Source organism: Paenibacillus rigui, from assembly GCF_002234615.1.
Lineage (GTDB): Bacteria > Bacillota > Bacilli > Paenibacillales > NBRC-103111 > Paenibacillus_S > Paenibacillus_S rigui.
In genome coordinates this window covers 1-25,581 of sequence record NZ_NMQW01000058.1, presented here as the reverse complement: position 1 = coordinate 25,581, position 25,581 = coordinate 1, and the positions used below count along the sequence as shown (strand labels likewise).

At 43.5% G+C, this 25,581-nt stretch carries 28 protein-coding genes and 3 pseudogenes; 20 read left to right on the top strand and 11 right to left on the bottom strand.

What is annotated here, in order from left to right:
- The first annotated feature begins 104 nt into the window (after nt 1–104).
- On the top strand, nt 105–974 hold the full coding sequence (locus tag CF651_RS29720; protein WP_094018493.1) for an alpha/beta fold hydrolase: 870 nt from the start codon (nt 105–107) through the stop codon (nt 972–974).
- Between the two features lie 358 nt (nt 975–1,332).
- On the opposite strand, the gene CF651_RS33475 is transcribed toward CF651_RS29720, so the two are convergent.
- Together CF651_RS33475 and CF651_RS29710 are read right to left on the bottom strand one after the other, a co-directional pair.
- Nucleotides 1,333–1,479: an IS3 family transposase gene (locus CF651_RS33475; RefSeq protein WP_179233063.1), complete on the bottom strand. Its 147-nt coding sequence runs from the start codon at nt 1,477–1,479 to the stop codon at nt 1,333–1,335.
- Nucleotides 1,480–1,500: 21 nt separating this feature from the next.
- Nucleotides 1,501–1,854, bottom strand: coding sequence for a winged helix-turn-helix transcriptional regulator (locus CF651_RS29710; protein WP_094018491.1), 354 nt, complete (start codon nt 1,852–1,854; stop codon nt 1,501–1,503).
- 322 nt (nt 1,855–2,176) lie between these two features.
- On the opposite strand from CF651_RS29710, the gene CF651_RS29705 reads away from it, so the two are divergent.
- From CF651_RS29705 to CF651_RS29695, 3 genes are all read left to right on the top strand, one after another.
- Nucleotides 2,177–3,049, top strand: coding sequence for an SDR family oxidoreductase (locus tag CF651_RS29705; protein WP_094018490.1), 873 nt, complete (start codon nt 2,177–2,179; stop codon nt 3,047–3,049).
- A gap of 111 nt (nt 3,050–3,160) precedes the next feature.
- Nucleotides 3,161–3,799: a nitroreductase family protein gene (locus CF651_RS29700; RefSeq protein WP_094018489.1), complete on the top strand. Its 639-nt coding sequence runs from the start codon at nt 3,161–3,163 to the stop codon at nt 3,797–3,799.
- 97 nt (nt 3,800–3,896) lie between these two features.
- Nucleotides 3,897–4,229, top strand: a complete 333-nt coding sequence (locus tag CF651_RS29695; protein WP_094018488.1) for a hypothetical protein — start codon at nt 3,897–3,899, stop codon at nt 4,227–4,229.
- 128 nt (nt 4,230–4,357) lie between these two features.
- Here the strand turns inward: CF651_RS29695 and CF651_RS29690 are convergent.
- From CF651_RS29690 to CF651_RS33230, 4 genes and pseudogenes are all read right to left on the bottom strand, one after another.
- Nucleotides 4,358–4,763, bottom strand: a pseudogene (locus CF651_RS29690) (DUF3231 family protein); the annotation flags it as partial.
- Between the two features lie 139 nt (nt 4,764–4,902).
- Entirely contained in the window at nt 4,903–5,991 is a 1,089-nt protein-coding gene (locus CF651_RS29685; RefSeq protein ID WP_094018487.1) for a saccharopine dehydrogenase family protein, read from the bottom strand.
- On the bottom strand, nt 5,988–6,542 hold the full coding sequence (locus CF651_RS33235) for an MFS transporter (RefSeq protein WP_144029132.1): 555 nt from the start codon (nt 6,540–6,542) through the stop codon (nt 5,988–5,990). The genes CF651_RS29685 and CF651_RS33235 overlap by 4 nt, the downstream gene beginning before the upstream one ends.
- Nucleotides 6,425–7,438: an MFS transporter gene (locus CF651_RS33230; RefSeq protein ID WP_094018485.1), complete on the bottom strand. Its 1,014-nt coding sequence runs from the start codon at nt 7,436–7,438 to the stop codon at nt 6,425–6,427. The genes CF651_RS33235 and CF651_RS33230 overlap by 118 nt, the downstream gene beginning before the upstream one ends.
- A 137-nt stretch (nt 7,439–7,575) precedes the next feature.
- Between CF651_RS33230 and CF651_RS29670 the strand changes: the two genes are divergently transcribed.
- The 4 genes from CF651_RS29670 (at nt 7,576) to CF651_RS32075 (ending at nt 10,649) form a co-directional block, all read left to right on the top strand.
- Nucleotides 7,576–8,025 (top strand): MarR family winged helix-turn-helix transcriptional regulator, encoded by a 450-nt coding sequence (locus CF651_RS29670; RefSeq protein WP_094018484.1) that lies wholly within the window; start codon nt 7,576–7,578, stop codon nt 8,023–8,025.
- Nucleotides 8,026–8,138: 113 nt separating this feature from the next.
- Entirely contained in the window at nt 8,139–8,564 is a 426-nt protein-coding gene (locus CF651_RS32570; protein WP_179233061.1) for a DUF6220 domain-containing protein, read from the top strand.
- A 23-nt stretch (nt 8,565–8,587) separates the two neighbouring features.
- The gene (locus tag CF651_RS29665; RefSeq protein WP_179233060.1) at nt 8,588–9,607 is read left to right on the top strand and encodes a carboxymuconolactone decarboxylase family protein; all 1,020 of its coding nucleotides are present in this window, start codon (nt 8,588–8,590) and stop codon (nt 9,605–9,607) included.
- A gap of 706 nt (nt 9,608–10,313) precedes the next feature.
- Nucleotides 10,314–10,649 (top strand): hypothetical protein, encoded by a 336-nt coding sequence (locus tag CF651_RS32075; protein WP_144029131.1) that lies wholly within the window; start codon nt 10,314–10,316, stop codon nt 10,647–10,649.
- A 909-nt stretch (nt 10,650–11,558) separates the two neighbouring features.
- Here CF651_RS32075 and CF651_RS29655 read toward each other — a convergent pair.
- Nucleotides 11,559–13,226, bottom strand: a complete 1,668-nt coding sequence (locus CF651_RS29655) for a hypothetical protein (RefSeq protein ID WP_094018481.1) — start codon at nt 13,224–13,226, stop codon at nt 11,559–11,561.
- 939 nt (nt 13,227–14,165) lie between these two features.
- Here CF651_RS29655 and CF651_RS32070 point away from each other — a divergent pair.
- From CF651_RS32070 to CF651_RS29645, 3 genes are all read left to right on the top strand, one after another.
- The gene (locus CF651_RS32070; RefSeq protein ID WP_144029130.1) at nt 14,166–14,372 is read left to right on the top strand and encodes a hypothetical protein; all 207 of its coding nucleotides are present in this window, start codon (nt 14,166–14,168) and stop codon (nt 14,370–14,372) included.
- Nucleotides 14,373–14,595: 223 nt separating this feature from the next.
- On the top strand, nt 14,596–15,108 hold the full coding sequence (locus CF651_RS29650) for a TetR/AcrR family transcriptional regulator (RefSeq protein WP_094018480.1): 513 nt from the start codon (nt 14,596–14,598) through the stop codon (nt 15,106–15,108).
- A gap of 71 nt (nt 15,109–15,179) precedes the next feature.
- Complete coding sequence (locus tag CF651_RS29645) at nt 15,180–15,686, top strand: DUF4188 domain-containing protein (protein ID WP_094018479.1); 507 nt, start codon at nt 15,180–15,182, stop codon at nt 15,684–15,686.
- A gap of 221 nt (nt 15,687–15,907) precedes the next feature.
- Here CF651_RS29645 and CF651_RS29640 read toward each other — a convergent pair whose 3' ends face one another.
- A complete protein-coding gene (locus tag CF651_RS29640) occupies nt 15,908–16,294 on the bottom strand; it encodes a winged helix-turn-helix transcriptional regulator (protein ID WP_094018478.1) in 387 nt (128 codons plus the stop codon).
- Between the two features lie 201 nt (nt 16,295–16,495).
- On the opposite strand from CF651_RS29640, the gene ahlS reads away from it, so the two are divergent.
- From ahlS to CF651_RS29625, 3 genes and pseudogenes are all read left to right on the top strand, one after another.
- Nucleotides 16,496–17,344 (top strand): AhlS family quorum-quenching N-acyl homoserine lactonase, encoded by an 849-nt coding sequence (gene ahlS, locus CF651_RS29635; protein WP_094018477.1) that lies wholly within the window; start codon nt 16,496–16,498, stop codon nt 17,342–17,344.
- A gap of 66 nt (nt 17,345–17,410) precedes the next feature.
- Nucleotides 17,411–17,784: pseudogene (locus CF651_RS29630) on the top strand (GrpB family protein).
- A gap of 22 nt (nt 17,785–17,806) precedes the next feature.
- The gene (locus CF651_RS29625; protein WP_094018476.1) at nt 17,807–18,355 is read left to right on the top strand and encodes a GNAT family N-acetyltransferase; all 549 of its coding nucleotides are present in this window, start codon (nt 17,807–17,809) and stop codon (nt 18,353–18,355) included.
- 509 nt (nt 18,356–18,864) lie between these two features.
- On the opposite strand, the pseudogene CF651_RS33470 reads toward CF651_RS29625, so the two are convergent.
- A pseudogene (locus tag CF651_RS33470) lies at nt 18,865–19,497 on the bottom strand (IS110 family transposase); the annotation flags it as partial.
- 172 nt (nt 19,498–19,669) lie between these two features.
- Nucleotides 19,670–21,406 (bottom strand): Imm51 family immunity protein, encoded by a 1,737-nt coding sequence (locus CF651_RS29615; protein ID WP_094018475.1) that lies wholly within the window; start codon nt 21,404–21,406, stop codon nt 19,670–19,672.
- 258 nt (nt 21,407–21,664) lie between these two features.
- On the opposite strand from CF651_RS29615, the gene CF651_RS32565 reads away from it, so the two are divergent.
- The 3 genes from CF651_RS32565 to CF651_RS29610 all read left to right on the top strand — a co-directional run bounded on the left by CF651_RS32565 (nt 21,665) and on the right by CF651_RS29610 (nt 22,557).
- Complete coding sequence (locus tag CF651_RS32565) at nt 21,665–21,805, top strand: hypothetical protein (RefSeq protein ID WP_179233059.1); 141 nt, start codon at nt 21,665–21,667, stop codon at nt 21,803–21,805.
- Between the two features lie 42 nt (nt 21,806–21,847).
- The gene (locus tag CF651_RS32560; protein ID WP_179233058.1) at nt 21,848–21,985 is read left to right on the top strand and encodes a hypothetical protein; all 138 of its coding nucleotides are present in this window, start codon (nt 21,848–21,850) and stop codon (nt 21,983–21,985) included.
- A gap of 125 nt (nt 21,986–22,110) precedes the next feature.
- Nucleotides 22,111–22,557, top strand: a complete 447-nt coding sequence (locus CF651_RS29610; protein WP_094018474.1) for a hypothetical protein — start codon at nt 22,111–22,113, stop codon at nt 22,555–22,557.
- A 186-nt stretch (nt 22,558–22,743) separates the two neighbouring features.
- On the opposite strand, the gene CF651_RS29605 is transcribed toward CF651_RS29610, so the two are convergent.
- Nucleotides 22,744–23,334, bottom strand: coding sequence for a TetR/AcrR family transcriptional regulator (locus tag CF651_RS29605; protein ID WP_094018473.1), 591 nt, complete (start codon nt 23,332–23,334; stop codon nt 22,744–22,746).
- 197 nt (nt 23,335–23,531) lie between these two features.
- On the opposite strand from CF651_RS29605, the gene CF651_RS29600 reads away from it, so the two are divergent.
- The 3 genes from CF651_RS29600 to CF651_RS29590 all read left to right on the top strand — a co-directional run bounded on the left by CF651_RS29600 (nt 23,532) and on the right by CF651_RS29590 (nt 25,452).
- Nucleotides 23,532–24,191, top strand: a complete 660-nt coding sequence (locus CF651_RS29600; protein ID WP_094018472.1) for an SDR family NAD(P)-dependent oxidoreductase — start codon at nt 23,532–23,534, stop codon at nt 24,189–24,191.
- Between the two features lie 16 nt (nt 24,192–24,207).
- Entirely contained in the window at nt 24,208–24,852 is a 645-nt protein-coding gene (locus CF651_RS29595) for an NAD(P)-dependent oxidoreductase (protein WP_094018471.1), read from the top strand.
- Between the two features lie 138 nt (nt 24,853–24,990).
- Entirely contained in the window at nt 24,991–25,452 is a 462-nt protein-coding gene (locus tag CF651_RS29590; RefSeq protein ID WP_094018470.1) for a DsbA family oxidoreductase, read from the top strand.
- Nucleotides 25,453–25,581: the final 129 nt, after the last annotated feature.

Sequence of the window (25,581 nt, the reverse complement as noted above, 5' to 3'; positions counted from 1 at the left end):
ATGAGATTTAGTAGAGTCCCCTAAAAATAGGCTAACGGAAATTTTACAGATTCAATTTGATGTAAATTTAGTTTAAAAGTAAAATTAAGGTAGGGATGAACTATATGACAAACAACAATGTGAGTATTTGGAATGAATTGTCTGGAATCGCTTTTAAACAATACTTCGTCAATGCTGACGGTGTAAATACTAGAATTATCGAAGCCGGTGAGGGAGAACCGCTGATTCTCTTACATGGAGTTGGCGGACACGCTGAAGCATACGCAAGAAATGTCAGGAACCTGAGCAAGCATTTCAGAGTTCTTGTCTTAGATATGGTGGGGCATGGATATACGGATAAACCGAATCAACCTTATACGTTAGATGTATACAGTAATCATTTGTTAGCTGTAATTAAAACCCTGTCACTTGGAAAAGTTCACCTTTCTGGGGAGTCTTTGGGAGGATGGACGTCTGCATGGTTTACTGCTCATCACCCAGAATATGTAAAGTCCTTGCTGTTGAACACGCCAGGTAATATTAAGGGTAAACCAGAAGTGATGAAAAAGCTGAAAGAATCAACGATTAAAGCTGTTTTGGAAGTCAATAAAGAGAATGTTCGAAAGAGACTAGAGTTTTTGTTCTGGGATACGAGTTTTGTGACAGAAGAACTTGTTCAATCACGCTATAACATTTACACACAGCCAGAGTTAAAAAAAGCTATTGAAAATATCATGATATTACAAGAATGGGAAGTGCGAAAAAATTACACATGGGATTCAAAATGGACAAGTAAAATCACTGTACCTACGATTATTTTAATGTCGGATCATGATCCCACAGCTACAGTCGAAGATGCGGAATACCTTCAGGAATTGATTCCTCGTAGCCAATTGGTGGTAGTAGAAGGAGCGGGACATTGGCCGCAATGGGAGAAACCTGAACAATTTAATCAAATTCAAATTAATTTTGCTAAAGGAGAGCATGTAAATTAGCTGTTCTATTTAAAGGATTGACTACTATCTGGGAAGGGCTTAGCCCGAGCGCTACATTTACAAAACAAAACAACATTTATACAGGCTAAATTAAATAATTGCAGCCTGTATAAATGTTGTCTTACGGGCTTTTTTTGTTGCGACGTGTAAGAGGACAAGAACATAGTCCCATTAGATCCCGCGCCCAGCGCGGTTTTTCTATTTTATAGGACCAAGTTCTTGTCCTTTGCTCAGGACAAGAGCTTGGTCCCATTGCCGAAAATGGACAAGAACATGGTACTATTGACAATTTGATGCATATCTAATTGTAATCAAATCGATATTATAACTCCGTGAGATGAAGAATACATGAAAAAACTCAATTGCTTCTAATAGCAAAGGAGGGATCGTAATATAGATTCCCGTGCATGCGCCGCTCGTTGTAAAAACGAATATAGTTCGTCACGACCTCGTACGCCTCTTGGTAGCTGCCGAACTCATCACGCTGCAGACATTCAGCTTCCAACAGGCTGATAACGAAGGGGCTTCAGCCGCTGCTATCAACTACTTTCTTTTCTTGACTACTCATATATTCGATATGATTTTTACCCCAATGAACAAGTGTATCTAAGATGGGTTTCAGACTTTCCCCGTACTCCGTAATAGCATACTCCACTTTTAATGGCATTTGATTGTACACTTTTCTGCTAATTATTCCATGATACTCCAAGTCCCTTAGTTGAGAGCTTAACATTTTTTTAGTAATATCCGGAATACTTTTTTGAAATTCACCAAATCTCATGGTTTTATTTAATGCTATATGTGACAAGATAATAAGTTTCCATTTGCCTACTAAAACTTCGAGTGTAGCTTCGACTTCATCCTGACAATTCAATGACATTTATTTATACCTCCCACTATAAAAAATAATGATTGTTATATTATAACCTAAACAACCATAGCTCGCAGAAAAGAAAACGGAGCATAAATACGGCAAAACTGTTCTGCCACAAATCATAGGTATACTTATAGTTACTGTGTTTATTTATTGTGCCTACTTGTGGAATATCTTCTTTTGCAGTTACTATAAAGCCATGCTCAGGAGCTTTCTTCCGGAAATGGACAGGAGTAGCTGGCTAAGCTTACCAAAAAATCGCACAAGGTTCCAACCGGGTTTCATTCTGTTTTGTGCCTGAAGCGAAGCGAAAGGAATGGAAATATCGATGAAAATATTAGTAACTGGTGCAACAGGAAAATTGGGGTCATTAGTCGTGGATGAATTATTGAAAGTAGTCCCTTCAGACACGATTGCTGTAAGTGTGCGTGACCCCCAAAAAGCAGTTCATCTGCAGAACAAAGGGATTGATGTACGTTATGGAAATTTCAATGACTATGATTCTCTAGTCACTGCCTTCACAGGTATAGATCGATTGTTAATCATCTCAAGTGATGATGTTCTGAATCGTACAACACAGCACTTAACTGCTGTCCGTGCAGCTCAAGCTGCCAATGTAAAATTCATCGCCTACACCAGTGCGCCTAAGGCTACCTACACTACAGTTGAGCCTTTCAAGGACCATCGCATGACGGAGGAGGCCATTGCGAAATCCGGAATTACGTATTCCATTCTTCGAAATAACTGGTATGTGGAGAACGAAATGAATACGTTTCAAGCTGTTCTGAACGGGATGCCCTGGATCATCGCTTCGTCACAAGGAAAAGCAGGTTGGGCCCCAAGACGGGATTACGCTGAAGCAGCAGCTCGCGTATTGACAGGGTCAGGACATGAGAATTCGGTATATGAACTCTCTGGAGAACCATTGACTCAAAAAGAGCTGGCCGATATTTTTGCTGAGGTGACTCAACAAGAAGTACAGTTACAATATTTGCAACCAGAAGAATATGGTCAAATGCTTGCTCAATCTGGAATTCCTGACTCGTTTGTTCCGATTCTTGTTCACATGCAAGTTGAAATTGGCCGAGGGGCATTAGAAATTGAAAGCTCGGATTTGCAGCGGCTAATTGGACGAACAGCGACATCACTCAAAGATGCGTTAAGCGAAATCACAAAAGAGCTGGCTAAAGGAAATTCGTAATATAGCTCTGAAAGGAGCTGACTTTGATATGGAGGATCTGCAAAAAAATCTGTAATCGCATAATGCACAACAATCTGTAAATAAAATGTAAGCCAAAAAGGAGCTAAGACCATGGGAAACGTTAAAAAAACAAATGATTTTAATGAGATTGTATTGGGCCGCCGATCTGTAAAGATGTATGACACCAACGTAAAAATCACAAGAGAAGAGTTGTCGGAAATATTGGAGAAGGCTTCCCGGGCTCCATCCTCGGTTAACATGCAGCCTTGGCGTTTTCTGGTGATTGATACGGAGGAGGGCAAGGCCAAGCTTGCAGCGCTTGCTCCTTACAATAAATCGCAGGTGGAAACCTCGGCAGCCGTTATCGCTGTTTTTATTGATTTGCAAAACGTGGATTATATGAATGAAATTACTGCCAGATCCGTTGAGCTTGGCTATATGCCACATGAGGTCGGCGAGATGATGCTAAATAAGTTCAAGCCGCAGCTCGATAGCCTCTCCAAAAGTGAACTAAGCAGCATTAATCTGATTGACGCTGGACTTGCCTCCATGCAGTTGATGCTGGTTGCGCGCTCGTATGGTTATGATACAAATCCGATGGGCGGCTATGAAAAATCGAAGATTGCCGGCACGTTTGGTCTTGATGAGGAGCGCTATCAGCCTGTCATGCTAATTTCCATCGGTAAAGCAGCGGCTGAGGGACATCCAACCTATCGCTTGCCGCTGGCAACAACAACCGTGTGGGCATGACTTACAATGCCGGATGACAAGAGCAGGAGCCGTTTCAAAACCGCTTAAATAAGCGGTTCTTTTTTGTTTTAATTAATAGTCCGGAGATCTTCAGTATTTGGTCGGCGAGACAGATATAGATGACTGCTTAAAGGTAATGGATGGAGTTGATCGATTAATAATCGTCGATGCGGTGAAGTCAGATCGGGAGGTTGGGGATGTAGCGTGTCATCCAATAGAGGAATTTGGTTCCTTTGATTTAGGAATTTCCATACATGATCTTCATTTGTTCTCCATCATTCCGGTCATGTATCCGCAGCTTTATGTAAAAATCATCGGAATTGGTGTGGATACCATCGACTTCGGGTTGGGGTTAAGCGAGGCATTGGAGTTACAATTTCCTCGGATTGTTCAAGATGCTCGTCGAATGGTTCAAATCCTATCAAAATGAATGACAACGTAATCATGCCGCCTACAACGTAATAAACGCATACAGGCGGCTTTTGATCTTTTCGGTTGCTTGGGTATACAAATGGTCAATTTTTCATCGTCCTTTAAAGAAGATATAGATATCAAAACCTAGGCTTCAACTAGATCAGGCCTTTTTACTTGAAGTGGAGGAGGTATCAACCAATCTTTTTCCTTGGTTAATAGTAAAATTCTTAAGCCGAGGGCAGCTTTTGTTGTGTGATATTTAACAAATAAGGTTCCAATATCTTCTCTTATGGACTTACCCATAACCATACTGCAAGCAACCAAGTCCATGGATGTATCTGCTCCAATCATAGCAGCAATTTCTTGGTCGGAAAACCGAGCACCAACAGGAATTTCTTCAAACTTTGCTTCTGGTCTATTAGGTAAAGAAGGAGAAGAAGCAATTCCATTATGATTAAGTGTGTCGCATTCGCTTACTTCTAATTCTGCTTGATCGATCAAAACCCCTAATCAGTTTTTTCAGATCTTTGTCGCCAGCATGATACTGGTAAGTTCATGTGTAGCGGACCTTGTCACAAAGTAATGGTGAATTATTTTATAAATGCCAGGGGTCCGCTGTTTCATGGCCTTATTTCGCATCACTATGCCGAGCCAATGATGATTACCGCCCATTTTTTCTCATAGCACTCTTATTCCATGAACTTCCCGTTTACTGCAGTACGGATTGAAACCCATTCGCGTAATGAGGAAGCCAGGCAGCCGAAGTTCTCCTGTTGGTCGAGGTGGTAGACGCCGTCCGGCAAATCCGCTTCGTGATAAAGCCTGCTACTCACGTAAGCTGTTGCCATCCCAGTAATGACGGATTCGTTCTTGCCAGAGGCGAACAGTTCTACATGGGCTTCCTTGCCTTGGAGCACTCCGTAAGCATCTACCTTTACAGCTATGAATTCACGACCCATTCGGATGCGCGCGAACAATTCAACGGTTGCGTTGCTCACGCTCTTGTTTCGTAACAATCTATTCAACCCGGTCGCTTGAAGCGCAAACAAGCTTTGATTCAGTAAACGACTATCGAAGCAAAGTCTCGTGGAAATATTGGCAATGCCTGATGTGCGGCCTAGTGAGTGCTGATCCGAGAAGTTGAAGCGGTACGCCTTCCAACGGCCGAATGTTTGGCCGAAATCAATCGTTCGCCCGTCTGAGAAATTGTGGCGAACGACCTGCTTGCCTTCGAATGTGTGCCGGAATGGGCGAGCAAGGTTGTCGATAGTCCATTCGATCGCCCCCTTGCCATGGCTATCTCGCAGCCCGCTTAGCATCGAAATGTCGATCCGATCAGTTCGATCCAGCATGTGGTGGGCATGTGCCGCCATAACGTTTGTAAGGCCAGGGGACAGCCCAACGCTCAACCATGCGGCAGTCCGACTGTGCTGCGCGAGGCCGTGCAGCGTTTCAACTTTCCGGAGAAATTCGTCATCGGCGGAGATATCGGCGTACCGAGTGCCGCTTTCCAAGCAGGCTCGAACGAACGAAATGTCCGCCTGATCCAGGCACATGATCACGAGCCGGGTTCGTTCGAAGAACCCGGGCTCTGGGATGTGGCGGACATCGAACTGCATCGCCTTGACTTTTCCTCCGGTTTCGAAAGAGAAGCGCTCCGCTTTCTCCAAGCTTCTTCCAGCGGCTACCACCTTTCCGGGCCATCGGTTCGCCAACTCTTCGCAGATGATGTGCCCTACTTTCCCGTAACCGCCGACTACGATAATATGGTCTTTCATGATTTCTGCTCCTTCCGATAGGAAGGGATCAAGAGGATGGAGAGCAGGAAGCCCAGCAAAGCTAAAGTTGCAGCAAACTGAAACGTTCCCGAGAATCCGGCCGTCATTGCTTCCGGCGTATGAATGGTGATGCCCGAGTGCGTCCGGGCGTAATCAGCGGCCCGAGAGGCTGCGACGATTGCGGCTAAGGTTAAGCCGATAGCTCCGCCAAGCTGTTCGCTCATAGTGATGATGCCGGAGGCGATGCCGGTTTGGTTTTTGTCCACGCGGGAAAAGCTCATAATGTTGATCGTTGGAAATAGCAAGCCCCAACCGATTCCTCCGACAAGTAGTGCGGGAAACAGATCGTACAGGTAGGTCCCCTCCGCATGCATAAGGGAAAAATAGAATAATGAGAGCATAACGAGCATTTGCCCGGCAACCAGCACTAACTTTACCCCAAAGCGCCGAATGAATCGTGACGACAGATTGGCGCATAGGATCGTGGGCAACGCGGCGGCCAAATAGCCGAGAGACGTCTGGACGGCCGATAATTGCAACACTTCTTGCATATAAGCGTTAGTAGGAAAAACATGGAGAAATGGTAAGAGCCGGCCAAGACCCCGATGACAACGCCCACCCGCATCGTAGCGATCCGCATGACCACCTTGGGAACGAGGGGGAAGGGAGTTTTTCGTTGAATGAGGATGAAAGTTCCCCAGAGTATCAGGCCTGCAGCTAGAAGAAAGGAGACGTTCCAGTTCAACCCTGATCCTGAAACTGTGCTAAGTGCATAAAGAAGCAGACCGGAGCCCACCGAAACGGTGGCCGCGCCAGCGATATCGAACCCTTGCTGCTTCCCGGCGACCGGGTCAGCAGGAAGCAGCTTCATTCCGATCAGCAGCGCAAAGAAGCCGAGCGGGAGATTCAGGAAGAAAAACCATTGCCAGCCCAAGGTCGTCGTGATCAAGCCGCTCAGTAAGCTGCCGATCGCACCTCCGGCCCCGAATACTGCTCCCCAGATGCCAAGCGCGATGTTGCGCTCTCGGCCTTCTGGAAACATCCGGGTCACCGATGAGAGCGAAGTCGGCGATAGAATAGCCGCAGCTAGACCTTGTACTGCCCTGAAAAGGATTAGCAAGAGTGCTGTCGGGGCCAAACCACACAAGAACGAAGTCGTTGCAAAAGCAGCTGCGCCGATCAGGAACATCCTCTTTCGCCCGAAGAGGTCGGCGATCCTGCCCCCGAGCAGCAGGCAACCACCAAACGAGATCTGGTATGCGCTCATCACCCATTCCAAGCTAGAGTTCGAGAAATGTAGCGAATGTTGAATCGAGGGAAGTGCTACGTTCAATCCGACAATGTCGATCACCACCATGAATTGCGCGGCCATTAGCGCGGCCAGTGCGAGCCATTTTCCATTTCTGGTTTGGGGAAGTGCCTGCTTTTTTTCTGCAATGACATTCATCAATCATCACTCCTAAATTGTATTGATGCAATTATTGTACATATACAATTTAATTCACTTCAGCCTCTTTGTCAACTCTTCTTTCGGAAATTGTTGCAAAGATACAATTTTTTCGACTACAATGTGAATAAACGTTGATGGGGGTGGCTTGCATCGATCCAATCATTTTAAACGAACTGATCAATGAGATTCTGGTCAAATCGACGATATTGAGCTCGGACAAATCCTTCGTGGAAGGGCTGACGCCCCGACAAGCACATATCGTCATGTTGATCGACAAGGGATGTTTCCGGAACGGAGATTTGGCGGCCCGTCTAGGCATCGAACCTTCGACACTGACCCGTTTGCTTGATCCCTTGGTTAAGAACGGTGTCGTATCTCGCAACCTGAATCCCGATAATCGTCGGGAGATCTTGATCCAATTGACCGAGTATGGCTTGGGAATGCTTCAGGAGCTTCATGGCAAAATGCTTCACGTTTGCAACGCTGTTCTGGATAAAGTACCTGACTCGGATATGGACCAGGTTGAAGCCGGAATCCACGCATTATTGCATGCTTTCAAACAAACCACTTTTCACGGGATTTGACTCGAACCAAGGATAGTCCGCCGATTGGCGGACTTTTTTGTTAATTGTTGACACAAAACAGTTGTATAAGTATAATAATTGTGTATTTACAATATTTCGAAAGGCGTGATGGTATGTCCAAGAACGAACTGAACAACCGGTTGGATACTAGAGGGGAAAAAGTGATGCAACAAAGGTTGTCCGCGCCGGCCATGTTCGTAAAAACGCTGGCCTGGCTGTTCGCGATATGTTTGATCGCACAAGTGTTTTTGGCGGGATTGGCCGTGTTTTCGGACTCCGCGAGATGGACGGAGCATTCACATTTTGCCGACGGTTTTGCCGTGCTACCACTGATCATGTTGATCATTGCAATGGTGACGAAACAGCCTGCGGCGATTCGCGCGCAATGTGCGGCGTTGGTTGGCATGATCGTTCTAATGTTTCTCAGCGCAATCTATTTAAAGCAGATAGGCTGGCTCGCTGCGATTCATCCGGTCATCGCCGTCTTTTTATTCTTTCGGGCGATGGCTCTGATCCGGACTGTCGGGAAAATCCACTAACAGAATGGAAGGTGGAGAACAACATGATCAAATATATTCAACCAGCACCTGTTTCCGAAGCCGACGGCATGGTTTCTGAAATGTTCAAGCAAATCAAAAGGGACTTCGGTTTAGTAGGGGATCTATTTGTTATGCACTCCCTCTCTCCATCATTGCTTGCTGGGGTTTGGGCAGCTTTCCGAGAGACGGAAATGGTGGGGATTGTACCGAGAGCGATCAAGGAGGCTGTTGCCACGGCGGTTGCGAAAGCGAATGAATGCCCGTTTTGCATGGATGCACATAGCACCATGCTCATGGCTGTGGGGGAGAGTGACGTGGCATATCAGATACTCGGAGGTCAAATCGGGGAAATCTCCGATAGAAAACTCAGATCCATTGTGGAATGGACGCTCGCGACGCGTGTGCCGCATTCCCCTATCTTGCAAGAGCCGCCATTTACTGCAAAAGAGACACCGGAAATCATTGGCACACTAGTAATGAACAACTACATTACCCGTATGATTGATGTATTGCTGACAAATAAGTCACTCATTTCTGTAAAAAATTCGTTTTTTTCTAAACTTACAAAGCGGCTTGTTGCTTTATTGTTTTCATCAAACTTGAAAAAAGAAAAGACAATCGGCGATTCTCTCGTATTCTTGCGCGATGCTCAATTGCCGGACGATCTATCTTGGGCGAGCTCCAATCCAGTCATCAGCAAGGCATTAGCGAATCTTGCAGCAGCCGTGGATCAGGCGGGGGAAGCTGATCTAGATGATGCAACACGTTCCGTCATTAAGCAATATGTAGATGAATGGAATGGCGCTAAACCCTCAGTAGGCAGGGGGTGGGTTGAACAAGTCGTAAAACCACTCGATGCCCCGTCTCAGGCCGCAGCTAGACTTTGCCTGTTGACTGCGATTGCACCTTATCAAATCGATGATACGCTGATTGATGAATTTCGTGCCTTCTTTATAGAGGATAGACAGCTTCTAAATGTGCTTGCCTGGGCCAGTTTTACGGTTGCTCGAAAAATCGGATCACATCTGACGGTTCCTGTATAATTTAATCTCTGTGCGTCCCTCTCGGACAATGGCTACAGCAAGCAGGGAAAGGGGTTATTGAAGTCAGAGTACCTAAGAACTGCAGCGATATGTCGATAAGTATGTTAGAAAACTACTGACGTAAGCGAACTGGCATGGTCTAGCAAGCATTGAAGATCGTGAGTTTGAGAGGTAGGCCACCAACTGTTCATTTGTTAATGACGGTGGCTGCAGCACCATATATAGCTAACTCTATACAAAAGCTGCCGGCATTGCACCAGCAGCTTTATTTTGTTGTAATGATGAGATGCAGCGAGAAAACGATGAATTGAAGCAAGCCGTAGACAAATGGATGGGTTGTAAATGACATTAAAATAGTCCCTAAACCAGATCGTGACATAGATTCGTGTAAGACAGCGTTATATGCAGTTAACAAAACCTGAGTTGGTTGAATTGATTATCCGAATGGAACAGTACATTTCTCACCAAAATCAGTACTGGTTAAAAAATGGAGTTTGAAAAGTTTAAATAAACGAAGAACGGTACAAGGGGAGTAACCGCGCTTTACAGGGTCCACAACACATAAAACCAGGCCAAATGGGGGAAATTATGGGTGGGTGATAATATGAGAAGAAAATTGATGTCCATTCTGGTCCTTTCTATTGGAACGATGCTATTCATTTAGTCAGCAAGAGCTGCTCAACCACACGATGAAGCGACTAAAGGAATGGATTCAATTGAATGGGTTGCTTTATGGGGATTCCCACAAACAAGAGAAGCACAATTGGAGCGTATGTTAACCACTGAATTGCAAAGAAAGATATTATTTGCCCTTCAAGAAAAACAATACTTAAAGCTTGGAAAAGAAAATGTTTATAGCTTTGACCCATTTCAAGTAACGAATATAAGAACAGGAAATGGCGGTATCTATGAATTAGATGTATTAGCCAGTGTTCACGAGGTAATTAATAACGAGATTGACAAGAAAGCAGAACATTATCAAATTTCTTTCCGTCACAATTACGATCTAGGGTTTGTTGTCACAAATGTAACTAAAAAATAATGCTCCCTTAAATATTCGTGTATGAAATGCTTTGTTTTTCCCCAATTTGCAACCCCATTGAATCGTTCCATCCAATCTTTGAGGCGTTTATGATATGAATAAACGTGTTGAATATGATAAACGCCTTTTTTCACATAAATGCCTTGCTCTTTTTTTGGCTTTGCTCACCGTTTTTTCGTGGTTTGCGGTGAAATGATATTTCTTCATTCCAACTTAACTTAATTATGCTTAAGCCATGTTCATCTAGGCGGAATAATATCACTATAAATTGGGGAAGTTTGCCAGTTGGTGATTACATGAAAAGAAACATGATGTTATGTGCTCTGGTCTTTACCATCAGTATTTTGTTTGTTTCCCAAGCAGCATTAGCTGAACTTCAAGAAATCGTGCATTATTTTATGAAAAAAATAATCAATAATGAACGGGAATCTGCTAAACAATATTAATAGGATGTTCTTAACTCTCACTTTATGTAATTAGCTCAATTAGATCCAACAATGGATAATTAGGTTAAATGATTAGAGAAGGGATGGATGCGTCAATGTTTCTCATTAGTTATTTATTTCAGCTCTTATTCATCTCGTTCCCTCTGTAATCCTTTGACTCATTTATAAAATATAAGTTTCCCAATGACCCGGAGAAACCAATTTTCGTGTTAAGTGGGATTGCTTTGTTCTTATGCATGAGTTTATGCCACATGGTGGGTCCATTGATCTTAGCCTTCCGTATGAGGACGAGGGGCTGACTGCTTAACTCGGGCAGCGTGACACTCGTTTTCATCGCAAACGGATGGTCGTTCGGCATTATCACGAATAAGGGCTCCTTGATAACTCTTGCACAAAGCCATAAAGAGACGCAAATAGCACCCGATTCTCACCAGGGTGCTATTTGTGTCTCTTTCAGTTACTTCTATTGAAGCAGATCTTCAATGTTTAAAGTTTTACCGCCATATTTCGTATAGCCATAGCTTTTTGGTTTCCCATCACTATCAATGTCAAACAACAATTTGGCAGGGGTAGCGCCTCCAAGTACAGAGAAGGTTGCTCTGAGATTCATTTCGCCTGGTTTGATGCCGGTTAATTGAATATTGGCTTCATAACGGCTTTCACTGGCATAGTTATAATTGAGTTTCTCATAACCATTGTAGAAATTCACGCCGTCATCGCTAAAGTTCACATACTGCGACACTGTTTTTCCGGTGTAATTGGGAGAAACGGTACGTGTATAGGCTATATAACCTGAGTGTTTACCCTCAATTTTCCCTTCTACATTCGGATTGACGTTGTTTAATACAGTAAGGTCTTTAATTCCGTAAGGAATGTTATCTGGAGTTTTTTTATAAGGTATCGGCTTATTTGGCTTGTAGTCCAAAAGCTTTGCTACCTGCAGACGCATTTGAGAGTCGGTCCCTCTATATCTCTCCGCCCACAAGGCGCGTTTACCATCCGGATGCCATGACATGGGGGAGGCAAATACCCAATTTTCATCCGTTGTTAGCTGAACACCTTTGTATTCCGGCTCGTTCATAGAACGTTTAATGTCAATCAATACCGGGCCGATGTTGCCTGCTCTGAACTTGCGCACGCCGGTGACTGCATACGTATATAAGAAAGAAGTCAACCCAGCGGAAGTGTATGAAGCATAAGGTCTCGGCATGACTCCGAATATAGCAGGATCTGTATGATTCGAGAACCTTGTACTCATGACAATTCCCAAGCGTTCATCCGGTGAGAAAATGGTGGTTTCGTCGTACCCAGGGGTATAAGTGATTTGTGTTACTTTCTCAGAGGTTAAATCCTGTACAAGGGAATCGGTTGTATTGTAGAGCTTCTGACCTACCACGGAGATAGCACTTCCTCCCCGAACGAACTGCTTAACTTCCCCACCCCTTAAGGTTTGCGGAATAATAAAGCCCGGGTTTTTCGGATCGTTTTTAAAGTATGGCACGGTACTTATCAACTGTGCGTTTTCGATAACATAGGTATCCGACTTTCGTTCAAGGACGCCGATAGCTGCAGCAGCCCCAAGATCCGATCGGAGCATCGTCCAGCTCATATGTTTATTATCAGGTGCAATGATGATTTCTGACCAGTGGTTGGTGGTGCGTGCATCATTTTCGAGAATTGACGGATACACGACGGGCACCAATTTATTGCTTTTACAGTTGTCAAGACTTGGCGAGCATTCCAGCACGTAGTCACCGAGCAGCAACCGCTTGTTATCCTGGAATGGCATATACCGAATTCCGTTTGCTTTAGGCTTTGTCGGTATGATACCGGAGAAGATTGACTTGAAGTTCGTGCCGTCATCGTTAAGAACAGCTAGATTGTAGTAATCGGTTGTGCCGATATCGGCATCTGTGTTGTAAGAAATAAGCACTTTTCCTGAGTAAGTGTAAGTACCTTTTTTCAGTTTAACATAACTTGGCAATGGGACACTGCTTATATTGACTCTTCCAATTTCAAATTCTCGACTCTTATTGTCTACAGATACATTTGACGAGGCGGCAAATCCCGGTATGGCCATCGATAAGAATACGCTAAGCATGATGAGGATTGAAAGGATTCTTTTTTTCACTTTTATCGCCTCCAAATAAGTTCATAAACGCTTTATGATCAGTGCAATTCGGGTTTATTTCAACCGAGTCACCTCCTATGATATATGCATGTATTTTGAAGCAGATTATTTGTATCCGCTTACATAGAATGATAATATTTGGAAGACAACTAATAAAGGGGTCATTTTTAAGTAGTTATCATAGGCATTTTTAGGGAATAATGGGTGCTTTCGACCAATCCGAGTAGTTGGAGAATACAAGTGAGGCTATTTTAGCTTGGATATATGCGAACTTCACAGAACGATAGTTATTCTTTGGTAAAAAATTATGAGCTTCCGACTGGATCCATTGACACCACTTGTTACGACAAGTACATGTCAAGAGAACGGCAGCTTCGCAAGTAATTTTAACGCACCGGGTAGATAGCAAATGAAATATGCATGTAGTAACTTTGTTAGGTTGTTCTTAGGTGAGCTTTTATTTCTCGATTCGGGGTACCTTATTTGGAACGATTGGATCGATAAGCGGGGGTACCGATATATGTTCTTGTCCTTTAACGGTATTTGTTCTTGTCATCCGACACTATTGGCCAGCACTGGAGAACCGACATTCCGGAGACGCTTGACATAGCGAGACGATGCATTATAAAGTACTAACAATTCCTGACGTAAGACGATCCATAAAAACAACTCCAAAGTTACAAGATAGAATAAAAGTTACTTGGCATTTTATTGAGAGAATTGTGTCGGGTGACAAGAACATTATCTCATTACGTGCCGCGTAAATCGCGGCTTTTTTGTGTTATGGGATAAAGTTCTTGTCAAATTTCAATGACAAGAACTTTATCCCATTCCCGAAATTGACAAGAACATTATCCCATTCCCGACGATGGTTACATAACGTGGAAATCAAGGGCTGCGTTTAAACATTATTATGATCGTTTGGTTAATGGCCGGGGAATGAGTAAACGAAAAGCTATTGGTCATGTATGTGGTAAAATCGCGCAGGTGATGTATTCTTGTTTGAAAAATAATCGGATGTATGATCCAGTCTTACATGCCAAACATCTGGGAGTCCCTTGGGATGGAAAATTGGACATACGAATGCCCAAAAACGTTGATGAATTAGAATCTAAAGCAGCTGAGTTTTCTGAAGAAAATGTATAAACTTACAACAAGAAGACGGCATACCGGATACTACTCGGGTGTCATTTTCTCAACTAACGGGCAGGAATGCACAATAACGATATGGTCAAATCAAACAAGGCCGAACAAAAAATTTGACTTCAGGAGACAATGTGCTGTTCTGCTGTAAGGAAATTGTTGACAGATAGCGACGGTTCGTGTATTTATTAATTAATAAATAAAAAATGGAGGGGGACATCAAGAATTGGCAAAAGAAGACCGCAAACAGCAAATTGTCGAAGCAGCCATAGCCGTCTTCGCCAAGCAGGGATATTACAAGACAACGACCGCACATATCGCTCACGCAGTGGGGGTTACGCAGCCGTATGTGTTTCATTTTTTCAAAACGAAAGAAGAGATGTTCATCGCAGTACTGCATCAGTCCGTCCAACGTATTGCAGGCATATTCAGGGGAGTTGAGGCGCCGGCGGAGCAACTGATGGATCAGATGGGCACAGCGTTCAATAGCCTGTTGGAAACACACCGGGACGAAACGCTTCTGTCGATGCAGGCGTTCACGACGGCTGAGCCGATCATTCGTCAAAAGGTTCAGGAAGGCTTTGCCCATATTCATCAGGTGGTAAAGGAAAAATTCGAGCGAGCTCGGATTCCCCAGCCCGGCTTTCAGGCGTCTAGCTTCATTGGCCTCGGGATGGCTGCGATAATGTCAGAGGTATTGGAGCTGCCCGAGCTTTCACCTTACTGTGAGAAGGAATAACAAACCTTTTCCTATTTTTGATTACATTTATTTGCTAATTGATAACGAAATGTTGAGGGGGATGAATCTCAATGGCGAAAGTAATACCGGGAAGATACACAGCTCGTATGGAGGGTGATTTCGTCGTCTTCCTAATCGGCATGCGCGTCAATCGGCTCTGGGCCGTACACAAATGGCTACCGGTATTTCTGGCAATGGGACCCATGCTGCGGGAACTTTACACCAATCGCAAGCTAGGCTTCCGTGGCACGGAGTTCATGCTGGGCTGGCGCAGCGTCCATCTGCTCCAATATTGGGATTCGTATGAGCAACTGGAGGCGTATGCCCGCGGAGGGCAGCATCTTACCGCATGGAGAATTTTTAACCGCAAGGTCGGAACGGATGGAACAGTCGGAATCTACCATGAAACCTTTAAGATCCGATCCGACGAGTATGAGTGCGTATACGGCAATATGCCGGTGTTTGGGCTTGCGAAGGTGTCGGAGCATATTCCGGCTGTTGGCAAAATGGAGACGTCGCGCCGCCGTATGGGAGGGGAGAATGAGCCCGCCGTGCCGACTCCGGTAAATCCTCAATAATCGTCATAGATCCTTGCGCTAACGGAATACGTTAGTTTAACAACAATGCATGCTGCCATACAATTAGTGGCAGCATGCATTGTTATATTCGACAATTCTAGGGTAAGATCGTTGTCGGAGCCGATGCGAAATCGTTGGCTGTGGACGACATCATAACTATATTCATTAGGATCGTTTAAGTAAAAGCCCCGGCTTATATGGACCTTAACTTATTGAGATAGTTAATCATCACTGTAAGTTAAATCGAAGTTGACTCTTGCTGCTTCGACACGTACATAATTTTCTCTTCCCCATTGCCGTAGCTCTCTCATCGGCTGGAGTAAAGATTCCCCTAGAGGAGTGAGTGAATATTCAACAATTGGAGGAACCGATGGTGTGATATGACGCTGGACCAGTCCATCGCGTTCAAGCTTACGTAGGGTTTGAGTCAGCATTTTTTTGGAAATACCCTCGATTCTTCTCGCCATTTCCCCGTAACGGATGCTTCCGTCTTCCATTGCGTAAATGATGAGCGCGGTCCATTTATTAGAGATAATATCAAGCACTTTACTGTAGCCACACACCGCAAGCGCGATGTTGGGGTGTTTTGGTTTGACCAAAGATGTCAAATGATTTCCCTCCTCTGCACCTTGAAGTTCCCAGGACACTTTAAAGTGCCTACTTACGTAGGTTTAGTTTATGCATTATTGTATGACTATATCAAGAGCAAAGCAAGCATTGAGCTTTACGCCAAAAGCGCCTGATTCATTACGATGGCTGACATTTTGAACAGGATGATAACTAAATTAATCTAGTGGGAGGAAATGAACATGTCGAATATTATAAAGCCCCGCCCTAAACTGTATGTGATGGATAACGGCCGTATGAGCATGGATAAAAACTGGTTGATTAACATGCATAACCCAGCCACGGTTAGCAATCCTAACGCGGCGACGCAGTTTGTGGAATTTCCGATTTATACGGTGTTGATTGACCATCCGGAGGGGAAGATTCTATTTGATACGGCTTGCAATCCGAATTCCATGGGCGTTGAAGGACGCTGGGCGGAATCCACCCAACAAACGTCCCCTTGGGTGGCGTGTGAGGAATGTTATCTGCATAACAGACTAGAGCAGCTCCGCGTAAGACCTGAGGACATCCGATACGTCATTGCCTCTCATTTGCATCTGGATCATGCGGGTTGCCTAGAGATGTTCACGAATGCTACGATAATCGTCCACGAAGATGAACTGAATGGCACATTGCAGAGCTACGCCCTTAATGAAAAAGAAGGGGCCTATGTTTGGGCAGACATCGATGCTTGGATCACAAACCATTTACAATGGAAAACGGTCAAACGCAATGAAGATTATCTCGATCTGGCAGAAGGAATCCAAATTTTGAATTTTGGAAGCGGACATGCTTGGGGTATGTTAGGCTTGCACATTGAAATGCCCGAAACAGGCGGGATCATCCTCGCTTCGGATACCATTTATACGGCTGAGAGTTACGGTCCTCCAGTTAAGCCACCGGGCATTATCTATGATTCAATCGGTTACCGGAACACAGTTGAAAGAATTCGTACGCTGGCTACCCGAACAAACTCCCAAGTGTGGTTCGGGCATGATGACAATCAATTCAAACAATTTCGCAAATCAACCGAAGGATACTACGAATAATTATCAATAAGTAGATCATCCCAAGGTTAAGCAAACGGGTACGATAGTTTAATCAATATAACATGGATGGTGGTGAACATAGATATGAGGAAAGTAGAAGTTCTGCCCTGTAACCCCCTCTGGGTTTCGAAATTTGAGGAAGAAGCAGAAAACCTTCGAATGATCTTGGATACAGAGATTATTGAAATACATCATATAGGGAGTACATCTGTCCCAGGGTTAAGTGCTAAGCCATAATAGACGTTATGCCAGTTGTCAAAGATATCAATCGAGTAGATGAATTTAATGAGCAACTAGTTAATCAAGGTTATGAATCAAAAGGAGAGAATGGAATAGTTGGAAGACGTTATTTTACTAAAGGTGGCAACAATCGCACTCACCACATTCATATTTACGCGCTTGGAAGTCCGCAAATTCAACGACATCCAGGAATGACTTAAACCATGGGTGAAGGAGAAGAAAATGTCCCAATTCCCAGTATTAGAAACAGAACGATTTGTTCTTAGACAGATTAAACAAGAAGATTCAAAAGAAATATTTCAATATTTCTCTATGGATGAAGTAACGAAATTTTATGATTTGGAGAGTTTTACGAATGTCGAACAAGCAGAAGAACTAATTCTCAGATGGAATCAGAGATTTGAAAATAATCAAGGATTTCGGTGGGGAATCACTTTGCGTTCGGAAAGCAGAGTAGTTGGAACATGTGGATTTCATGGCTGGTCGAAACATCATTATAAAGCAGAGATCGGGTATGAACTAACACCAGAATTTTGGCGACAAGGATTCATGACGGAAGTATTACCGAAGATTGTTGAATTCGGATTTAACAATCTTGAATTAAACCGAATTGAAGCATTTGTAGAACCAGACAATATTGGATCAAGGAGGGTACTTGAGAAAGTTGGGTTTAGGGAAGAAGGGGTATTGCGGGAACATTTTTGTTGGAGGAGTCGGTTTGTTGATAATGTCATATACGCTTTACTTAAAAAGGACTATATAGTGCGTTAAGTAGATGTGTAAAAAAGCAAAAACGATAATGATAAGCGAAAACAGGCTGCCGCTCAATTCGGCGGCCTGTTAAGCTCCCTCGAAATGACTCAATTTCCTCACTCAGACTCATGAATTCGCAGGATTTCATCCTGTAGTTAAGTTGAAGTGAAGGATAATGGGGGCGACGGTGACTCGGAGATGGGGAACTGGGCATGCGGAAATAAAGGTGAATAGGGATCACCCATATTGTTCCATAATGCGCACGTCTCCACTTCGCCCTAGCGATTCTCGCTCCCAAGTCTCAACGGGTCATAGCCCTTTCATTCCTCCCTCAGTATGATGGGATTTTCTCACGAAAGCTCGCTAGTTCGCAGGATTTCATATCCTTTGTATGAGATATACGAAAGAATCATAGTGTACAAAGAGTTCCCAGACAGCAATAGGGCATAGCGAAACATAGGAACAAGATATGTTCCCATGTTATTCCATATACTGCACACTGCTCTATGCTGGCCTTGGCGGTTCTCCCTCCCAACATATTGCTTCCAACCGGCAAGGACTTGTTCCGTATCTAGCTGACTAATTTCTTTCGGTAGAGGGAAGAGTCTAAGTGTTGCAATTGCACTGGTGCAAGTAAGGATTTTAAAGACCTGGCGAAGTTCAGGGAAAACAATATCTACCCAGCGATGAATCTGATTAACCGCAGCGTTAAGGCGTTTGGTAATGGTCTCCCGATTTGTCATTAGAATACGCAATTCCTCGTAGTCTTCAGGATGGAAACGAACAGGGGAGTAGTCCCCGTTCTTGACCATGTCTGCAATGACGAGATGACGAGATGAGGATTCACCAGAACGGGCTCTATACCTTGATCGAGGAGCCAACGTGCAAGGCTAAACCAGTAGTGGCCGGTCGGTAGGTTCCATACCAACGATGACACTGCTAAGTTTGTGGGATTTGAGTAGATCTTGGATCCAGCGTGCGAACAGATTGAACCCTTCACGATGGTTACCAAACTCGAGTGGCGTTCCCAATGCAATCCCACGAAAGCTGACAGCGCGGGCCACATGAACTTCTTGAGCGATATCTACACCAATGACCAAATGATGAACGGTAATGTTTTCAATGAGTTGATTTTGCTTGTCTTGTGCCTTAAACTTCATAGTAGAGCGACCTCCTGATGGGCTTTTTGAGGCTTTTGACCTCGTACGTAACCCCATCGTACAGAGGCGCTCGTTTTTGTTCAAACTCCAAATTATTCGTTTTACAGGAATTCTAACGGGCGATATAATAAAATCAAACTCCGGTCCGGATTTCATTCCCCTTAACATTTGTTCAGTCCAGCTCTGCGCGAGAGAACAGATCGTGAATGAGCACTTTATCCTCACAGGCAGATTTGAACGCCCATGCGAACTGTTCTACAGCGACTCCATTACTCGAGTAGGCACAGAACATATCTGCTTCAGGATCAAAGTGAATCGTGTCCGCGAACTCCGGCATCCGCTCATTCAAGAACACCGCCGCCAGTGAAGCCCAATCGTAACCGTTGCCTTCGAACCCCTCGTCCGCTCGGGTGTCGAATAGCTTGGTCAAATAGCTTCCGACCGGCAGAATGACAGATTTGCCACCATTATTCTGTTCCACGAGGATAAAGGGGGCCACATCCTTCGTTCCCCCTGCAGCTGCCAATGCCTGTGCAGCTTCCGCTTCCGCTGAAAGCTTTGCTATCACCGCACTGCGTGCCTCGTCCGTGAAGCGGAGAAATCCGTTCTCCTGAACGATAAGGCCTTCCCCGATCCGCCCATCCAGCCAATCGCTGATGAAGCCGGGAGCGTATCCTCCTTGGCCGAATTCGCCACCGAAAGCGATCATTTGATCATAGGTATCCAGATACTGCTGACGGTCGGTAGCTTGGTAAGCGTTGGTGTATAGCCAGAACTGCACATCGTACATGAGTTGAGACCGCTCATCAGCATGAAATGAGAAATGGCCCTTCTCCTGGACGATCTGGGCACAGACGCTGCGAATTTTGGACTCAAGCCCGTCTACTTCAGAGGCCTGACCGCAGAGTTCCGTGAGCAGTGGTGAGAATTTCCCTTCAGTCACTTTGCGCAGATCATTCTCTTTATCTTCTTCAGAAGTGTCATAATCCTTATCATTCACCAGACCGCGGATGAACGTCTCGAAGTCCGGAGCCAGGAATGTTATCTCGTAATCATCTTCCTGATCGACATGGATGACTTCAGGTTCGCCGTCCTTCCCACAATGACGGTAATCCAGCATCACGACATCATGCCCTGCAGAAGGGCAGTCACAGATTACTACGCCGATATCCGGATAGCCCCACTCTTCAATCATGAACCCACTGCCGAGATCACCGCAGATAGCGTAGCTTTTGTCACGTCCGATTCCCATAATTCCCGTTATAGCAATATGATCCTCAGCCCAAGAGGTAGCTTCATCTGTCGGAAAGGATCTATTATAAGGAACGCCCCCGTTCTGATGCTTCATCAGAGCGATATAGGCTGCTGGTAGCTTATAGCCGAGTTCTTCTTCTACAGATGAAATCAGCTCATCCGTAGGCGGATCAGAGACATATTGTTCTCGGGCATAGTCACTGTCTTCCCAGAAACTGTCGAGTTCCATACCTTCAAAAGGGATCGCTCCCGGGTCTTTCTGTCGTTTGCTGAGTGTGCACCGGGATTCAGCATTTTGTTGTTTTAGCCATTTTCTATGGCTCCGCTCTAGCAATCTGGCTGAATGCTGATCGCCAGGATTCAGCTCCAGCGCGGTGCTAAGCACACCTGCCGCTTCCTCATACCGCTTCATATAATAATAGGAATAGCCTACACGAAAGTACCACAACGGATCATTTTTTCCTTGCTCAGCAATGAAGGCAAACTGTTCCAGTGCTTCTTCATACAGACTCAGATTGTTATAAGCTCGACCCAAGCTGCTGATCATGTCATAGTCCCTGTCCGTTGGAGGAATCCTCAGCAAAGTGTCTACGATCTGCTGGTGTTGATTATCCTCGTGCCACTGCGATATCTGTGCGCTTAGCTCTTGTTCCATCGTTACCGTTTGCCTCCCAAGTAAAAAATATGATATTCCCTATTTTACCAGAGAGGAGACCATAATTGGAAACACTTACCTTACTACGTTGTCAGTGGCGCAGTTCAGGGGATGCATGGATGGCTAACGGGGAAAGTTAGTTCAGCGATCTCAGGAGCAGTTTGCCAACTGCGGCAGCTTCTCCTTCTGCCGTTAAGCTAACGTGCAGGATAACGGAACGATGTATGTTATAATTCCCTTAATTAGGGGGATAGAAGTATGAGTGATTGGATTGCACAGATTTTAGAAAATGAAAATAGAGAGTTTGTTAAACAAGAAATAAGTCGTCTTGATAATCCAGAGCTTCTGCATAACATAGCATTAAATTACAATTGGGATAACGGATTTGAACTACCTTAATGGATAATCGAGAACGTAAACTGTGAGCTGGGAACAGCATTGATGGACGATGAACAAAAATTTAGAAATCTTCATGAAAGATTGCAAGAAAATTACTTAAAGCGTGAGAAAGAATTTAAAAACAAGTCAAAGAAAACGAAAGTTATTAGCCAAGAACCAGGTGTGCATTCTGATCTATAGCTATTAAATGAGGGGCGCGAAGCAGGCCAGATACTTAAAGAGCATTCCGATCGGCAGAGACAATCTTTTTTAAATTTTTATGGGTCAATCACTTTTAACCTTAATAAATCAAGGAGACGAGCTATATGAACCGGGAAACCGATTCTCCAACAATTGATTGGCTACATGAGGTTTATGAAAAAAAGAGGAGGCGTGCTTTTGAGTTGGGGAAACAAGCTACTGATCTCTTAGCTAGTGAATCCAAAAGGGTTTCTCATCGAGCAGTTGCTCAAAAATCTAAAGAAATAGACCCTGATGGAATCGGAATACACCCCAATACTATTCTTTCAAACAAAGAGTTGCATGAATACATCTCACAGCATTCGACATCAAAGAGTTCTAAAGCTCGGAAAGCGCCTAGAATGCCACAGGAGGAGCTTTCAAATATCATTAAACAGGTTATGGAAGACCGAGATATAGAACGCGTTAGAAGGCGGTATATGAAGCTTTTAAAGTCAGAGCTTGTGGAGTTGTTAATCCAATCAGAGCAATACATCGCACAGAATAATAAGCTCGGGGGTTATGGCTCATAAGTTAGCGATACGGTGAACCGTATCACAAATAGTGGTAAAGCGAAGAGCGGAGGTTTTGGTTAGTCTTCAAGAGTGCAATATTATTTTTTGAAAGTGTAGTAACAGAAAAGGAGCCATCATTCGAGTCATTCGAGGGCTCCTTTTCTTTTCTATCTTCCCCGCTACTTTTCGTAAGCATTTATCACTTTAATCATCGGAAATACCTGCGGCTTTTAAGTGTCCATGAGTTAGAATTTTTCCGAATTGAGAAGCGAGTTCCTTTGGAGTGTAAGAATAATCATTTTTAACCCACCATATTACAATGCCCATAAAAGTAGATGCGATATATTGGAGTAATAATTCCTTTGAAATCTTCAGGGGAGTATTATCCAAGCCATCTTCCACTGTATTTTTTATTATTTCCTCCATTTTTGATTGAAAACCATAAATTCTATTCTCATCAAGCAACAATGCTTTGTAAAAGGGAGTACTGTCCTGAATTCTCTCGAGTATGGTTTGCATTAATTGTTCAAGCTTAGAGCCACTAACAGGAGATTTACTGCTCGAACAAAGATTGAGTGTACTATTTAGTTCTTCTAATAATTCATCCATAGACGCATTTAACAAATCGGGCTTGTTCTGATAATGAAGGTAAAATGTATTCCGGTTAATCATCGCCTTATCTGCAATATCCTGAATCGTAATCCCTTCATATCCCTTCTCATTAAGAAGCTCTATAAACGCCCTTTTAATCGAATGCTTGGAGCGAATGATACGCAAATCAGTTTTTTTGTTCATTATGACTCGTTCCCTTATATTTTTTTGTTAGTTAAGCGACATTTGAGTTGAATTTGCATTTTATTATTCAAAATCGGAAATTTTAAATATTGAATGCTGATCGTATATTAATCATAATAAACAAAAGATAAATATACAACATATTGACCATTATTTATCTTATTGATAATTAACTCTAATTGAAAGGGAGATATTAAATGAAAACTATAGCAATCGTTGGAGCAGGAGAAGGATTAGGAATGTCCATTGCAAAGAAATTCGGACAAAATGGCTTTCGCGTAGCTCTTATTGCTCGAAATGATGAAAAGTTGAACCGACTGGTTATTGAATTAGAACAGTTGGGCATTGAAGCGGCTTCATTTCAAGCAGATATTTTAAATAAAGAACAAATTGAGATGGCATTCGCCGCTGTTAAAGAAAGATACGGATTTATTGATGTTCTTGAATACAGTCCAACGCCGAGCTTCAACACAGTAGCACCATCATTAGATGTAACAGAAGAAAATGCATTATACCAATTTCAATTTAATGTTTTAGGTGCGTTATCCAGTGTTCGACAAGTGCTGCCGGAAATGTTGGATAAGCAAAGCGGTGCTCTATTATTTACGACTGGAGGCGCTGCAATCCACCCAGTACCGATGATGGGTAATGTCGGAATTGCAGTTTCAGGACTTCGTAATTATATCTTTAATTTGAACAGCGAATTAGCTGACAAAGGTATTTATGCGGGTCACCTTTCGATCGGAATTTGGATGCAACCGAATTCAGGAGTTCAAGACAAAATCGCTGATATTTGGTACGACATGTATTCCAAGAGAGATCGCGTTGAAGAGTATATAACAGAAGACAAAATATAATTAATGGAGTAAAAATGTGAATATCACTATTTTCGGTGCAAGTGGTGCAATTGGACAGCTTGTAACACAATTAGCTTTAGAAAACGGAGATTTCGTAACGGCATATATTAGAAACCCAAAAAAAATTAGCCTCAAACATCCCAATTTGACCCTTGTACAAGGGGAACTTTCAAATACTTCAACCATCGAGAGGGCAGTCGCTGAAGCGGATGTCGTAATCAGCACACTGGGACCAGCATCTGACATGTCACGAAAGCTTAAAGGCACGCCGATTGCCGACGGACACGAACTGATTGTTAGAGCGATGAAAAAGCTTGACAAAAAGAGGTTAATTACACTTGCGACGCCAGCGTTGCAATCGGATGACGATAAGAAAAACATTTCAACGATACTTCCGGGAGTATTAGCTAAGATTTTCCTTCCGAACGGTCATGCAGAAATGAAAAAAATGGAAGGGATTATTAAACAATCGAGCCTTGATTGGACAGTTGTTCGAATTATTAATCCAAATATTAAGCACAAAGGACAATCTTATGATTATTCATTCGGTGATAAACCGGCTAAATTAGGTGTTTCAAGAGAAAATGTTGCAAAATTCATGTACTCTGTCGCTCGTAATAAACAATTGATTAGAAAAATGCCTATTATTTATAATAAATAAGTCCCAAGTGAAAAAACCGTTTAAACAAACATCCACAATCGTATTATTGGGAATCATATCATATGTGTTCTTCATCACGTTTTCTGACATTTCTGAATTCCCGGGTTTTTGATAATTTGTAGTGAAGGAGCATTCAAAATGAAAATTGAAATTTGGTCGGATTATGTTTGTCCTTTTTGTTATATTGGTAAACGACGATTAGAGTCTGCACTAGATCAATTCGCTCATCAGAATGAAGTGGTTATTGAATATAAAAGCTTTGAACTTAATCCGCAAGCATCAATGTACTCAGGTAAAAATATGCATCAAATACTTTCTGAGAAACATGGTATGAGTATAGAGCAAGCGAAAAAGGCACATGCTGAACTTGAACAACAAGCGGCGTTGATTGGTCTCGTGTATAATATCGACCAAGTGAAGCCCACCAATACGTTTGATGCTCATCGTTTAACCCAATATGCCAAATCTGTTGGTAAAGATAAGGAATTAGCAGAGAAGCTGTTCTATTCTTATTACACGGACGCCAAGTTAATTAGCGATCATGATACATTAGCAGATATTGCAGAATCAGTTGGGATGAATAGGGACGAGTCAATATAATGCTCCCATAGGTTGAGACACGGGAGAGTGAAAAATAAGTTATAATGAAGCCATGGAAAAACGGAACCGATACACCTCAGAGTTTAAGACGAAGGTCGCATTTGAGTGCCACCGGGCGGACAATCCCGA